Raw genomic sequence first — 13,659 nt, 5'->3', positions numbered from 1 at the left:
GTTTTTTGTGACCATTAATGTAACTAATTCAGTTACAATAACAATCAAGCAATCATTGTTGAGTAATCAAAAACAATCTCAAACAGAGAGATAGGATGGAAAATGGGGATGGGAAGAGGTCAAAGCGCAACGCGTTTATATTACGGCTGGATAGTAGTAGGTATCGTCTTTTTAACGCTGCTCGTATCGGCTGCAATCAATTCATTGCCGAGCGTGCTTATGCTGTCTCTGGAGGATGAGTTTGGTTGGGACCGGGGAGCGGTATCCGCGGCAGCTTCGATTCGTATATTGCTTTATGGCTTAATGGGGCCGTTCGCGGCTGCCTTCATGTTAAGATTCGGCATCAAAAAAATCATGGTCATTTCGATAGGCATGCTAGTCGCAAGTATTCTGATTACCCCAATGATGACAGAGGTGTGGCATTATATTGGGTTATGGGGCGTGCTTGTAGGGCTAGGTACCGGGTCGCTTGCCAATGTGCTTGGCGTGACGGTAGCGAATCGCTGGTTCGTCAAGCATAAGGGACTGGTCATCGGCTTGCTGACAGCCAGCGCAGCGACCGGACAGCTGTTGTTCCTGCCGCTGCTTGCGCAAGCAACGGATGCGCTGGGCTGGCGCTTCTCGATCTATCTGGTTGCAGGCGCCTTGCTGCTGCTTGTTCCGCTAGTGGTATTGGGCATGAAAAATCACCCTTCCGATGTTGGGAAACCGGCGCTTGGTGAGGATCAGGTGGAGGAGCCGGTTCCGTTCACCGGCAATTTGTTCACTACACCGATTAAGGCACTCGGAACAGCTGCAAAAAGCGGGACCTTCTGGCTGCTGGCCGGAACCTTCTTCTTATGCGGATTTTCCACAAATGGTCTGATCGGGACGCATCTCATTCCCGCTTGCGGTGACTTTGGTATCTCCATTGTAATCGCTGCTGGACTGCTGTCACTGATGGGCTTGTTCGATCTGATCGGCACGACACTCTCTGGATGGCTGACCGACCGTTTCGACAGCCGCTGGCTGCTCTTCTGGTATTACGGGTTAAGAGGACTGTCGCTGATCTTCTTGCCCTACGCGCTGGGTACGGGCTATACGCAGCTGCTGATCTTCTCGGTCTTCTATGGTCTGGACTGGATTGCAACGGTGCCGCCTACGGCCAAGCTTGCGTCCGACGCATTCGGCAAGGAGAAGGCGGGGATGGTATTCGGCTGGATTCTCGTTGCCCATCAGCTTGGAGCGGCGCTTGCCGCCTACGGAGCAGGTGTGGTGCGGGAAGCAATGGGGAGCTATACGGTTCCTTTTGTTATTGCCGGATTCCTCTGCTTGTTTGCGTCCCTCATGTCAATCCGGATTCGCAAGACCAGGCAGATGAAAGCAACCATTGCGGCATAACGCATAACGCATAACGCATAACGCATAACGCATAACGCATAACGCATAACGCATAACGCATAACGCATAACGCATAACGCATAACGCATAACGCATAACGCATAACGCATCAGAATCAAAGAAGCTGCTTTCCAATAGGCATACGGCCTACAAGGGAAACAGCTTCTTTTCGTTCAAGGCGAGTTATCGGCTTTCAAGCAATTGTACTGCGAAGCGATGGTCCATACCCGAAGCAGCGTTTGGACAAGGGGATAACCTTGGTGCACGATGAGGGCGAACAGTCCTGCCCAGATCATCGACATACTTGTAATCGCAAGACCCAACAGCGCAACGATGCCCCACATGAGCAGCGAGATTGCGGCATATGGAAGGAAGCGCCTTACGGAACGCCATAATGCAGGGAACACGCCTTCGCCGGACACCGCTCCGAACTGCATGGAGAGGAACAGCAGATGAACGAGTGCGATCCAGAGAAGCCATACTGCGGCTCCCGGCATGACAGCAGACAGAAATGCCGGCGAAAGCCCATGTCTCAACGCGTCAATCCACTTCGGCAGAAACCACCATGCTGGAGCCAGCATGAGGGCGGAGCTAATCCAGTACAGCAGCATAATCGGCTTCCACGTCTTGCGGATGCCTTCTAGAATGCGCGTTCCCTCTCCGCGATCGTACTGATGGTGAAGGGAGTATAACAGTCCGGCATTGAAAAGCGGCGTCAGCAGCATACGGGCTAGGAACAATCCGCCAAGCAGCCAGAGATATGGTGTGATCAGGTCGGTCTTGAATAGCTGGAACTGGGCCTCCGCAAGGAATGACTGCACGGCCTGCTCGGTCGGGGCAGAGGCGGGAAAGCGCCTGAGCAGCGGAGATACCGTATCGTCAATTGTGCGGTAGACGAGGAAGCCCCATAGCAGCTGGTATAGGAATAGCAGGATGACCAGGTTCAAATGCCGGAATGCCAGCCGCCAGCCTTGCAACATGTTTTGTTTCATCTCAATCTCTCCTTGAAAAGCGAATACGTACCGATGGGCAGGGGGGCTGCTACCAGCCGAACGCGCCCAATACGCCTTGAATGAACTTGGATACGCCAACGTTCCATCTCGTGCGTGTCTCTCCTGGAAGCTCGGCCAGCATAAAGTTGTTGATCAGCTTGTTGTCCAGCACGTTGGTATGATCAGGGTCGACGGAGACCCATTCCAGAGGCGCGATTGTCACTTCGGTATATTGAATATGAGACTCGTCTCCCGCCCATTCCTTTACGATAGTCGATCCGTCCGTGAACTTGAACAGGATCGGGATCGGTCCCGTCGTACCGCCGTTTTTCCTGATGAGCACAGTGGATTCATACAGTTGGCCTTCCTCGCGCTCAATCGGCTTGACCTCGATGGCATCCACAGAGAAGTCGGCCATTCGGTTGCTGTAGACAAATTGGTTGAAATACTCGGTCCAATCAGCCTTCGTCACTTGCTCCACGACACGCTGGAAGTCTGCCGTAGCCGGGTGCTTGAACTTGTACTTCTGGAAGTAGGTACGCATGATACGGTTCATCATCTTCTCGCCGACTTTGTTCTCGATATCCACCAGAACCAGCTTGGCACGCATGTACACGTTTTCGGCATATTGAAGATGGCTGCCATAAGCCCAAGACGGCTGCCTGAGCGGAGCGGGATGGGTCATAAAGCTTGCTTCAAGACGCAGGTTAGGCGTAATGCCGTAGGCTGCTTCCATCACTTTGTCCTCGGCATAGGAGGTAAAGCCCTCATCCAGCCATGCTTCCTCGAATTCGTTGGAGGCGACCATGCCATACCAGAATTGATGGCCGATCTCATGCACGACGGTGCGCTCCAGTTCGTAGCCGGGATCGCTGTTCTCGGCTGCAAAAGCGGTAACGAGCGTCGGGTACTCCATGCCGCCAGCACCGGCAGCTCCTTTCGGCGGCACGACAACAGACAGGGTATTGTACGGATAGGTGCCGTACCATCTGGAGTAGTTCGCTAGCGCAGACTTGGCTGCATGCATGTAACGGTCCTTCAGCTCTGCGTGTGCCGGATCAAGATAGAGCTTGATCCTCACGCCCGGAATGCCCTTGTCCGAGAAGGCGACTTCCTCGTAGATGAAATTCGGCGATGCGGCCCAAGCGAAGTCATGCACATCCTCCGCGTAGAATTGAAATAGCTTGGTGCCGTCTTGCTGGACAATCGGCTTGGTCTGGAATCCTGTAGCCGCGACGGTATACGTCTCTGGCACTTGAATCCGTACGCTGTAGATGCCGAAGTCGCTGTAAAACTCCGAGTTGCCGTGATACTGGTGGACGTTCCACCCTTCGGAGGTGCGTCCTCTCGTGCCTTGGGTTTCATATACGGCCAGCTTCGGGAACCACTGGCCAGCCATGATGAAGTCCCCGGAGTAGCCCATTCTGGCGAATACCTCGGGCAGCTTCACCTCGTAGCTCATGCGAAGCGTAACCGACTTGCCGGGAGGCACAGGCTCCGGCAGGCGCAGTCTCGCAAGCGTATAGTCGCTTGGATTGCCATCATCAGGCTGTGTGTATTGCAGGCGCGGAAGCAGGCTCTCGCCCTCAAGCGTCTGCAGCTCCAGCAGCTTCATATGACTTCTGCTGTTCGGTGTCGCCTTATCCTTGCGCAGCATGCCATGAGATTCGGTCATGAACGTCGTCTTGGGAGATTGGAAGGCGTTCGGGTATAAGTGGAAGTAGAGCTCGGACACCGTTTTTTTGCCAGGGTTCGTCCAGGTGACATCCTGCGCTCCGTCCAGATGTTGGCCGTCGTCGCGAAGCGAGACGTTAATGTGGTACTCGACTACCCGTTTGCTCAGCGGCTGCGGCTTCGGCGGCATGGCCGAGTCCGGCTGCTGGACAACTTGCGGCTTGGCCGAATTTGGGGCAGGAGAAGGCTGCATGACATCGGCGGCAGGGGCAAGCGCATAGGTATATTGGGATAGCCATGCTTCTCCGAAGCCGTACTTCATCGAGGTGACGAGGAAGACGACTGCGAGCGAACCGAATAAAATCCGTTTGATATTGCGTGGAGTCATTGAACGTTTCCCTCCCGTTGACAAGCATCTACAGCATGTATATGTTTGCAATTCCAAGATTATTAGCTAAAATGGAATTATTGTATGGGAAGGTGGGATAAGCATGACGGAGCAAGAAAATACGCCGGCTCAGCCGGAGGTTAAAGAGAAGAAATCCTTGTCGCTCAACGTAGTGAGCAGCAAGAAACATAAAGGCTTTGGCGCAGGCTCTATCGATCTGAGCGATGTAGCTTGTGTAATGATCGACCAGGGCGTCGCTTATATTGATGTAGGAGCGATGCATGCGAAAAGCAAGATCGAGCGGGGCATCAAGTTCACGCCTAACAAGGAAGATACGCCGAACGGACGCGAGTGCTGGATTGTCTGGGTTGCGGTCGACCGCAACGAGGAGGGTTCGTACTATGCGGGAGCGACAGCATGCGAGATGCTGATCGATACGGAGGCGAGACGCGGTTGGAAGATTCTTGCCGATCATGTGAACCGTCTCGACTATGCGCTCAAGCGCCGTTATATGGTGGATAACCTCGGCGATGAAGAGAAAGCTGCGCTACGCAAGCTTCTGGTTGAACATAACGCGGAATGGTGGGAGCGTACGCCTGCTGAGCTGAAGGATGCTCTGGGCGGATAGTGACGCTTATTTCAATAAAGTAACGACCCGGCTCACTGGAGCCGGGTCGTTTTGTTTCTGCTGTATTGACTTCCATTAATGAAAACTTTCATTAAGGTCTAAAGTATTGTGTAACCGTTCCTTTGCCCTCGGCTACAGCGATTTCTGCATAGGCTCCGTTGATAAATGTCATCTGAGGCGGAACATGGCCGCAATCGATATCGTAGATAACTGGCAGTCCAAGCTCTTCCGCCAGATCACGGTACACATCTTCGATCTCATAGTCCTCTACAGGCGCATTCGCTGCGCTTCTGCCGAACATGAGGCCGGAGCAATGGTCGAACCAGCCGGCAAGCCTTAGCTGCGCAAGCGACCGCTTAAGATCCGTCGTCCGCAAATCACAATTCTCGAAGTACCACACGATCGGCTCGCCCGGGATATGCTTCTGCCGGAACGCAGCGACATCTCCGTACGGCGTCCCCGCCAGATGGCGAATGATATCGATACAGCCGCCCAGCAACCGTCCTGCCATATGAACAGGTCTGCCTTGGACGGACTTCCAGCTCGTAGGCTCCGTTAAGTGGAAGACACATGGCGAAGGCGTCTCAAAGTTCCACTCCTTCTGAAATAGGGGAGAGGATTGCTGTACGATCGACTCGCCCGTCTTCGTGCGCAGAGCCTGGAGCCATACAGCGGTGGTGTCGTCCCAATATTCCCCGCGCAAATCTACCAGATTCGTGCCATGCGCCGTCGCGATTCCCGTAGCGAGTGTCACGGCGAGCAGCAGAATGCTCGTATCCGAGTAGCCCAGCAGCCACTTATTAGGGTAATTGGCGAAATTCAGATGCTCCAATAGCTCAATGAGCAGTTCTCCGCCCCATGGCGGAATAATGATGTCAATGTCCTTGTCGGCCATCATGGCGTTCAGCTCCGAGGCTCTCTCGATAGCAGAGGAGGACTTGGCTTTGTGCTGTGTCCATGGTGTTTCTCCCAGAGTGACGGCAAATCCTTCATTCTTCATCTTGGCGACCGCTTCGGTCAGAATGTAGTGCAGCTCTTCTTGCACGCCGGATGATGGCGCTGTAACGCCAATCGTCGCGTTTGGTTTCAATTGCGGGTACGTAATCATGGTAGCCCTCCTCTGTTTCCTTTTTGGGAATTATACAAGGATAAGGGTGCTCAGTCCATATTTTTTCGGTCGGTATCTGGGATAGGCTGCTTGATTCGGCTGCGGAATGCTGCCCGTGCGTGGTTGCAGTTATCAGGGACTGCACTGTAGAATGAACCAGATATCTGTTCGTCTAAAAATAATTTGTACACTGCGCAGGGTTTCAATGTGGAACCAACGTCTATCTGTATCGGGAAGGGAGGAGAGCGCAATTCAAGACGAAGCATGGCTCATAGCTGTACGCGATGGCGGGCCCGAGCAATATCGACCATTCGTGCAAGCCTATGGAGCTTACATCTACAAGACCGTCTTCGCCGTGCTGCATTCGCCGCATGATGCAGAAGACGTGACCCAGGAAGTCCTACTGCTCATCTATCGCTCTCTCCCGAATTACCGAATGGATGGGCTGAAGACCTGGATTACCCGAATAGCCGTTAACCGGGCTATCGATTTCAAGCGAAGCAAGGCTAGACGGCCTGAGCAGCTTATGAAGCAGGAGACCGTCGACTTGCAGCAGACGGAGTTTCAAGCGGAAGGCATGCTGAGCGCCTTGCCTGTTCCTGCAGCAGAATCAATCGCGCTGCGCGCGGAGGAACTGAGGTACATACACGCCAAGGTTGACGAACTGCCGGATCGTTATCGCGAAGTTATACATGCCTTTTATATAGAGGAAAAAAGCTACGAGCAAATTGCCGCCGAGACGGGGCTGGAGCGCAAAAGTGTAGAGTCCAGACTCTACCGCGCCCGGAATTGGATGCGGCAGCATTGGCGAAAGGAGGACTTTGAATGAATGGAATGGAAGCAGGACATCTGACAGATGAGCAATTGCGGCGATATATCTGCAATGAGCTGACTCCGGGCGAGCGCGAACGTGCGGACTCGGAGCTGGAAATTTGCGAGGGCTGCCTATGGCGGTTCATGGCCATGATGGAGGAAGCGAACGATGCTGCCGAACCTTTGTGGATGACAGCCGGACTGCCCGACATGGCGAGAATGGAAGATGCGGTAATGGCTGCTCTGATGCACACGGATGCAGGGGAAGCGGAGCATTCACCATTCATCGAAGTTGCTCCTTCGCCGGTTCCTGATCGGCTGCCTATGGTCATGAAAGAAGAGACGCAGGAGAAGAAGCCTCCTGAGCCCGCAGATGATACGAAACCAGTGCAGATTGGGAAGCAACAACAGGAGAGGAAGCAAGCGGATAGACGCACGACGCGCGAACGCGGCTCATGGCTGCAGCATCCCGTTACGCATTATACGATTGCGGCTTCCATCACTCTTATGCTATTGGCAACGGGTGCGCTCACAAGCTTCTCTCAATCGCTGCAGCAGCTGCATGAAAGGGACACGAACCCTATCCCGCCGCAACACGTTGGAGCGGAATGGATGGCGGGGCCTTCCTGGTCGGACCGGCTGGTCAATCAAGCCGGGAACTGGCTCGACGGCATTCAATCCTGGCGGTTCAAATAATGAAGAGTGAAAGGAAGTATGAGATATGATGGATAAAAGCCCGCTTGTTGCGTTTTTTCTATCTTTTATTCCCGGTGCGGGACATCTGTATCTGAGAAGGCCGATTCGCGGTCTGCTGTATGGGGGAGGTTTTTTTGGCGCTATTGCCTTGGCGCTGTTTATTTGGTTCGTAAGCGGAGGCTATAGTAACGAGGAGTTTGTGATCTTTCTAATGTTCGTAGCTGCCGTATTCGGTTTTGTGAATATGCTGGATATGATCATTACGCTTGTATCGGGCAAGGTGTTCACACCGCAGGCAACGCATGGCTATATGCCGCATGGTGAGTATGCGGGAGGCCCATCCCATACAGGCCCTCCGCCTCCGTATGGTCCTGCTGGCTTCCCGGGTGCATCGTATAATCAACAGGGTGTACCACCGGGACCGGGTTACGCCCAGCGGCCGGATTATGAGCTGGAACAAATGAAAAGCAAAACGATCATGATGTCCATCATCCCCGGTCTCGGTCATATGAATCTGGGATTGATGCAGAGAGGCATTACATTCTTGGTCTCTTTCGTCGGCTTGTTCGCGATTACGCTCTTCTTAAGCTTCATCACCAATTCAGGATCGCTGCTGGTATTCCTGCTGGCGCTGCCCGTCATCTGGATCTACAGCATGTTCGATGCTTCCAGTCTCGTACAGCAGAAGATGCGCGGCGAGGCACTAGAGGATAAGTCGCTGTTCGAAGGCGTTGAAGCCCACATTGCTTCCGGTCAGAAGAACCGGGTGTTTACGATCGCACTGGCTATCTTTCCGGGAGCGGGGCATCTCTATCTCGGCTTGCAAAAGAGAGGCCTGCAGCTGATGGCGGGCTTCCTTCTGGCAATCTTTATTATGGACAATTTGCGCCTCTCGCTATTTTTGTTCTTGCTGCCGTTATTCTGGTTCTTTGCCTTCTTCGATGCCCTTGCCCAGCTATCCCGCTATGGGCGTCAGCAAATGAACGACGAGCCGCTACTGCCTGCGATCGTTCCGTATCAACGCTGGCTCGGTATTGGACTGCTCGGGTTCGGCATCTACTTCCTGATTGACCGCATTCTGCTTGATACTGTCTTAAGGAACTGGCCGGGACTGTACCAGCAATATATGCAGTACAAGTATATGCTGCCGACAGCGGTCATCGCATTCGTCATGATCGTTATCGGGTTGCGGCTGGCGTTCGGTCGGCGCAGCTTGCTTGGCAGCGGCACACCGTCCCCCAGCGAGCCGCCGCCGCGCTTTGAAGACAGGGGAGGAAACGCATGATGGATATGCATAGACCCGTCAATCCGTACCCTGCCGAGCCCTATCCGGCTTCGGCTTCAAAGCCGGCTGAACGAGAATGGCGTGTCGGCTCGCTGTCGATGGGCATTACGCTCATTCTGATCGGCACGGCCTTTGCGGTATCGATCTGGCAGGATACAGAGGCATACGAGCTGCTGCTATGGGTGGCGCCCGTTGTGTTTATTTTGCTAGGCGTGGAGCTTCTGATCTACCTGAAAACGTCAGGAAAATCCAATACAATTATTCGGTATGATTGGCTGAGCGTGTTTTTTGTCGGTTTGCTTGGCGTGGGGAGTATGATGCTGGCGCTGCTCATGTCGTCCGGAATCTACGGCGAGCTGCAGCGAGAGATCAATATGACTTCCAGAACGGCGTACGTAGAAAGCGGGAAAATCGAAGTGCCTGCGGGGATAAAAACGATTGTCGTACAGTCTACCTTGTATGTAACTGTGGAGGAAGCAGATACGAATGAGCTGCAGCTTATCGGACAGATTCGTTATCGCTCGATGGAGCCGATGTCGAACCAGAACGAGCTGCTTCACACAAACATAGTGGGCTCTTCGATGTATGTGTTCGTGAATGCGCCAGATGCGAAGAGCGGTGTGTTGACCTCGGACTCGCTAAACCCTAACTTGATTGTCACGATACCGGAAGGGCTCGAAGTGGAGCGGCGCCCTTATTAACCGGAAGTATAGCAAAGGTGATCAGAGACTGTGCCAGTATGGGCACAGAGCGGGGGCTACGCCGCGGTATCGGAATCCGCTTTGATCACCGCCGATTTGCTGCTTGTCAGCTTCTCTGCGAAAGCGGCAGCAGACAAGATAACGAGCAAGCCTGCCAGCGTACAAGCTACGGATACGGGGATGACCCACATGTTAGGCGGCTGGGTAAAGAACGGAATTAAGGCAACGGCCAATATCGGCGGCGCGTTCCAGTTCAATTTCTTCATCAGGCCAAGGACGATGAGAAGGGTTGCGAGAAGAGAGAGAATGCCCGTGCTTAGATTAACAAACAACGAGCCGATAGCTGACGCCACGATTGCTCCCGTTGCAATATTCCTGAGTTCCGTACGATTAAGCGGCCGTGAAATAAACAGCAGGCTGAAGGCGCCGAGCGTAGGGAAGAACAGGGAATGCATCTGGGGAATATGGGATGAAATCCAATAAATGAATAGAATATATATACAGATCGCATAGGTTTTCAGTCGCATTACAATACCGCCTTTAAGGGTGAAAATTAATTGGAGCAGGATTTTCTGCCTGCATTATTGTACCCCTGAGACGAGCGAATCGTCAACATAATCGCTATTGGATAAGTTGGAATTGCACGCAAGGAATGGGAATCGGTCATGCAATATCAACAAACAAGCCCTCCGAGAGTTCGGAAGGGCTTTTGTTAAGGAGGCTCATATGCTGCTGCACAAAGGAGAAACGTTATTCAGACAAGGCGAGACCGGCGATCTGTTCCATCTTAAAAGCGGTATGCTCAAAATTATGCGTATCCATGAGGATGGCAATCCGTTTCTTGTGAATCTCATAGTGGCGGGGGAGACGATCCCCCATCATTCGCTGCTCAGTCCGATGCCTTATCATGGAACGGCTGTCGCACTTGTTACCTCAGAGTTTGAACGAATTTCCCCGGAGCGATGGTATGATGAGCTGAATCGCGACGCGACGAAAAGCAGGGAAATCGCGCTGCTGCTTCAGAGCAAGCTGCGCATGATGCAGCAGCGGATTGACCAGCTGACGCAGGTTACGCCCGCTGACAAGCTGGTCAAGCTGCAGCAATGGTTTCAGACGTATATTGCGCCACAGACCATTACCGATATTTTGACCCAAGATGAAATCGGGCAATTGATTGGCCTGCGCCGCGAGACGGTCAACCGACTGCTGCGGGAACAGGCGCGAAATGCCTGATGCTAAGCTCCGGCTGCTTCAATATCGGCTTTCGGGCCGAAGAACTCGTAGTGAATATCCTCATTCGGCACACCCCACTTGATCAAGGAAGCTTTGACGCTCTGCATGAACGGTACAGGTCCGCATAAGTAATAGGCTGCATGGTGATCCGCGAGTACCGATTGGAGCCAAGCGAGATCAATGCGCCCTTCTTTATGATAGGCTTGCGCTTCGCGGTCTCTATCGGTAGGACGCTCATAACAATATTGCACGGATACCTTGGCGTTGCTTTGTGCAATGTCTTCAACCTGCTGTCTTAGCGCATGCATCCGCCCGTCTTGCGCGGCATGGATAAAGGTAACAGAACGCTCCGGATATTGATCGGCGAGCGTGTTCAGCATGCTGACCATCGGCGTAAGGCCTACTCCGCCGCTAAGAAGGACAACAGGACGCTCATCTGCCGTATCGAGCACGAAATCACCGGCAGGAGCCGAGAGATGCAAGGTATCCCCCTCCGATACCCTTTCATGCAGATAGGTGGATATCATGCCTGCGGGACGCTGGTCGCGTTCACCTTCGCGTTTCACGGAGATGCGGTAATACGGCTTGCCCGGAGCATCCGACAAACTGTATTGACGGATATGCGTGTGGCTCTCACCGGGAATATCGAGCTTGACGCTCACATATTGTCCAGGCTGGAAAGCGGCGATATCGCGGCCGTCCTCCGGTACGAGGTAGAACGAGGTGATGATGGAGCTCTCCTGCACCTTACGCTCCACACGGAACGGCCGGAAGTCCTCCCAGCCGCCTGCCTGGCTGTGGGACTGCTCATACATCTGGGCTTCGACTCCGATGAAGGCATCGGCTATGACTCCGTAAGCTTCCCCCCATGCGCCCAGAATTTCATCTGTTGCGGCATCTCCAAGCACATCTTTAATCGCGGTTAACAAGAATTTCCCGACAATGGGGTAATGCTCCGGCTTTACACCGAGACTGCGATGCTTATGGGCGATTTGCTTCACGGCCGGAATGATGGCCGCCAGGTTGTCGATATGCACAGCCGCCGCATATACCGTATTGGCGAGGGCGGTCTGCTGTCTGCCTTGCTTTTGATTGGCATGATTGAATATATTCAGCAGCTCGGGATGAGCTTCGAACATAAGCCCGTAGAAGCGCTTGGTAATGGCAACCCCATGGACCTCGAGCACCGGCACCGTAGATTTAATGATTCCAATCGTTTGTTCGCTTAACATAAAACATCCTCCCTCTACACTTTGATTATCAGACGTTACGCCAAGGTGGCTTGCTATCTTGAACGCCGTATCGTCTGCCTGCATAATCTCAGTATAGGGGAGGATTGATGAACGGTTTGTGATTCCAATCACAGCAATCCGCAACGATTTGTGACCGTACAAGCCATGAAATTTAGGATGGTCGAGATTTGCCTGCGGTCAATGCTTCCTTCACCTTCTCCATGGAGGAAACAATGCGATAATTGCCTCGAAGCGGGACATACCCGAGTTTGCGGTTAATGGTGAGGATCGGCGCGTTCATGGAGTCATTGTCTGTGCGGACGTAATCTGCCCCGCGGCGCTTGCCGGCCCGGATCGTCTCCAGCTTAAGGGCAAGGGCCACCTTCTTGCCGCGATATGCCCGGTCTACCCCTGTGAATTCGTGGTAAAGTCCGTTTGTAGTGGTATTATAAAGCACATTGGTCATGCCGACGAACCGGTCGCCGTCAGCGGCGATCAGGACCAGCTCAGGCGTAAAGCCGTCTACCTGCAGATTCCACTTTTTCCACTCGATAAAGTCAGGCACATCTCCAAGAAAGCTTGGTACATCCCTCAGCGTCGCACATCCCAGCTCATAGAGCTTGCGTTCGCTCTCTTCTCCCGGTTCCTCCGCCAAAGTCAGAAGCCTCAGACCGTTGCATGCCAGAATCGCCTCCGGCTCCACTTCCATCAGCTCCAATGACGTATCCTTCAGTTGAAGAACCGACTGGTAAGCATGCCTCTCGATCTGAAAGCTTCTTTGCTTGGCAAAGGCCAAGGCTTGCGGTTGGTCATCCCACACTTCTGACATCAAGGCAGATGCTCCAAGCTGCTCCGCCCAATCAAAAGCATGGCGCAGCAAAGCGTCCCCGATTCCTTGCTCGCGCGATTCTGGTGCAACTACCAGCGTTATGTAGATATAACCGGGCTCCGTCCAGGGCGCCCGCCATGCCCATACATAGCCTATAATATCGTCGTTGGCATTCACCGCTACGCGGCGCGTGCGATCATAGCCAGCCAATAGGCCATTCTCATCCTTCCAGGTTGCCCCAACTTCATACAGCTTGCGGTCATCCTCTTCCAGACGCTCTGCTGAGGTTGGCTCTGACCAATAGCCGCTCAGCAGCACGGCCAGTTGCTTGTAATCATGAGGAAGCTGTAGTTCACGTATGCGAAATGACATCGATTCACCATCTTTCCCTTTATATAGCTCAAATTATGAGGCAACAAAGACAGGGAAGGTAGGGAAAGATTGGTTATGAAGCAATTGTTACTTGTCATGCTGTACACTGTTGCACTTGCACTTCTCCCCATTCCAAATTGGCCACAAAACCGGATCGGAATATACGGTTCAAAATATACGGCTCGAAAAATCCAATCATTTACAAAAGCTTATCTCGCCAACTGATGCTGTTTTGATAGAATGGGGGCGTATTCAAGTTCATGGAGGTGATGAAGAGGGACAAGATCAGGCAGTTCTGGCAAGACAGCTTGCAGAATGGGTCATATTA

13 protein-coding genes are annotated in these 13,659 nt (G+C 53.1%); 7 read left to right on the top strand and 6 right to left on the bottom strand.

Going from position 1 to position 13,659, the window contains the following annotated elements; translation table 11 throughout:
• The first annotated feature begins 108 nt into the window (after positions 1-108).
• Complete coding sequence (locus AC0YNW_RS23285; RefSeq protein ID WP_475833964.1) at positions 109-1,380, top strand: MFS transporter; 1,272 nt, start codon at positions 109-111, stop codon at positions 1,378-1,380.
• A gap of 173 nt (positions 1,381-1,553) precedes the next feature.
• Here the strand turns inward: AC0YNW_RS23285 and AC0YNW_RS23280 are convergent, their stop codons facing one another.
• A complete protein-coding gene (locus AC0YNW_RS23280; RefSeq protein WP_475833963.1) occupies positions 1,554-2,372 on the bottom strand; it encodes a hypothetical protein in 819 nt (272 codons plus the stop codon).
• Positions 2,373-2,421: 49 nt separating this feature from the next.
• A complete protein-coding gene (locus AC0YNW_RS23275; RefSeq protein ID WP_387479528.1) occupies positions 2,422-4,434 on the bottom strand; it encodes a M1 family metallopeptidase in 2,013 nt (670 codons plus the stop codon).
• 103 nt (positions 4,435-4,537) lie between these two features.
• Between AC0YNW_RS23275 and AC0YNW_RS23270 the strand changes: the two genes are divergently transcribed.
• A complete protein-coding gene (locus AC0YNW_RS23270) occupies positions 4,538-5,062 on the top strand; it encodes a YwhD family protein (protein WP_475833962.1) in 525 nt (174 codons plus the stop codon).
• A 91-nt stretch (positions 5,063-5,153) separates the two neighbouring features.
• Here the strand turns inward: AC0YNW_RS23270 and AC0YNW_RS23265 are convergent, their stop codons facing one another.
• The gene (locus AC0YNW_RS23265; protein WP_475833961.1) at positions 5,154-6,170 is read right to left on the bottom strand and encodes a S66 family peptidase; all 1,017 of its coding nucleotides are present in this window, start codon (positions 6,168-6,170) and stop codon (positions 5,154-5,156) included.
• Between the two features lie 205 nt (positions 6,171-6,375).
• Between AC0YNW_RS23265 and AC0YNW_RS23260 the strand changes: the two genes are divergently transcribed.
• The 4 genes from AC0YNW_RS23260 to AC0YNW_RS23245 are packed head-to-tail and all read left to right on the top strand — an operon-like array spanning position 6,376 to position 9,665.
• Complete coding sequence (locus tag AC0YNW_RS23260; RefSeq protein WP_475833960.1) at positions 6,376-6,999, top strand: RNA polymerase sigma factor; 624 nt, start codon at positions 6,376-6,378, stop codon at positions 6,997-6,999.
• Positions 6,996-7,679, top strand: coding sequence for a hypothetical protein (locus AC0YNW_RS23255; protein WP_475833959.1), 684 nt, complete (start codon positions 6,996-6,998; stop codon positions 7,677-7,679). The genes AC0YNW_RS23260 and AC0YNW_RS23255 overlap by 4 nt, the downstream gene beginning before the upstream one ends.
• Before the next feature lie 25 nt (positions 7,680-7,704).
• Positions 7,705-8,964: a hypothetical protein gene (locus tag AC0YNW_RS23250; RefSeq protein ID WP_475833958.1), complete on the top strand. Its 1,260-nt coding sequence runs from the start codon at positions 7,705-7,707 to the stop codon at positions 8,962-8,964.
• Positions 8,961-9,665 (top strand): hypothetical protein, encoded by a 705-nt coding sequence (locus AC0YNW_RS23245; protein ID WP_475833957.1) that lies wholly within the window; start codon positions 8,961-8,963, stop codon positions 9,663-9,665. Before AC0YNW_RS23250 ends, AC0YNW_RS23245 begins: the two co-directional genes overlap by 4 nt.
• Positions 9,666-9,721: 56 nt before the next feature.
• Here the strand turns inward: AC0YNW_RS23245 and AC0YNW_RS23240 are convergent, their stop codons facing one another.
• The gene (locus AC0YNW_RS23240; RefSeq protein WP_475833956.1) at positions 9,722-10,192 is read right to left on the bottom strand and encodes a hypothetical protein; all 471 of its coding nucleotides are present in this window, start codon (positions 10,190-10,192) and stop codon (positions 9,722-9,724) included.
• A gap of 199 nt (positions 10,193-10,391) precedes the next feature.
• Between AC0YNW_RS23240 and AC0YNW_RS23235 the strand changes: the two genes are divergently transcribed.
• Entirely contained in the window at positions 10,392-10,898 is a 507-nt protein-coding gene (locus tag AC0YNW_RS23235; RefSeq protein WP_475833955.1) for a Crp/Fnr family transcriptional regulator, read from the top strand.
• A gap of 2 nt (positions 10,899-10,900) precedes the next feature.
• On the opposite strand, the gene hmpA is transcribed toward AC0YNW_RS23235, so the two are convergent.
• The gene (gene hmpA, locus AC0YNW_RS23230) at positions 10,901-12,130 is read right to left on the bottom strand and encodes an NO-inducible flavohemoprotein (RefSeq protein ID WP_475833954.1); all 1,230 of its coding nucleotides are present in this window, start codon (positions 12,128-12,130) and stop codon (positions 10,901-10,903) included.
• Positions 12,131-12,302: 172 nt separating this feature from the next.
• A complete protein-coding gene (locus tag AC0YNW_RS23225; protein WP_475833953.1) occupies positions 12,303-13,331 on the bottom strand; it encodes a GNAT family N-acetyltransferase in 1,029 nt (342 codons plus the stop codon).
• Between the last annotated feature and the right edge of the window lie 328 nt (positions 13,332-13,659).

The organism is Paenibacillus sp. J31R120 (genome assembly GCF_056269225.1).
Note: the sequence above shows the minus strand (reverse complement) of the source record. Positions and strands in the feature narration are given on the sequence as shown.

Coding starts and splice junctions, on each gene's coding strand:
- hmpA (WP_475833954.1), bottom strand. CDS start 12,130: ATGTTAAGCGAACAAACGATTGGAATCATTAAATCTACGGTGCCGGTG.
- AC0YNW_RS23240 (WP_475833956.1), bottom strand. CDS start 10,192: ATGCGACTGAAAACCTATGCGATCTGTATATATATTCTATTCATTTAT.
- AC0YNW_RS23285 (WP_475833964.1), top strand. CDS start 109: ATGGGAAGAGGTCAAAGCGCAACGCGTTTATATTACGGCTGGATAGTA.
- AC0YNW_RS23235 (WP_475833955.1), top strand. CDS start 10,392: ATGCTGCTGCACAAAGGAGAAACGTTATTCAGACAAGGCGAGACCGGC.
- AC0YNW_RS23265 (WP_475833961.1), bottom strand. CDS start 6,170: ATGATTACGTACCCGCAATTGAAACCAAACGCGACGATTGGCGTTACA.
- AC0YNW_RS23275 (WP_387479528.1), bottom strand. CDS start 4,434: ATGACTCCACGCAATATCAAACGGATTTTATTCGGTTCGCTCGCAGTC.
- AC0YNW_RS23250 (WP_475833958.1), top strand. CDS start 7,705: ATGATGGATAAAAGCCCGCTTGTTGCGTTTTTTCTATCTTTTATTCCC.
- AC0YNW_RS23255 (WP_475833959.1), top strand. CDS start 6,996: ATGAATGGAATGGAAGCAGGACATCTGACAGATGAGCAATTGCGGCGA.
- AC0YNW_RS23260 (WP_475833960.1), top strand. CDS start 6,376: ATGTGGAACCAACGTCTATCTGTATCGGGAAGGGAGGAGAGCGCAATT.
- AC0YNW_RS23280 (WP_475833963.1), bottom strand. CDS start 2,372: ATGAAACAAAACATGTTGCAAGGCTGGCGGCTGGCATTCCGGCATTTG.
- AC0YNW_RS23245 (WP_475833957.1), top strand. CDS start 8,961: ATGATGGATATGCATAGACCCGTCAATCCGTACCCTGCCGAGCCCTAT.
- AC0YNW_RS23225 (WP_475833953.1), bottom strand. CDS start 13,331: ATGTCATTTCGCATACGTGAACTACAGCTTCCTCATGATTACAAGCAA.
- AC0YNW_RS23270 (WP_475833962.1), top strand. CDS start 4,538: ATGACGGAGCAAGAAAATACGCCGGCTCAGCCGGAGGTTAAAGAGAAG.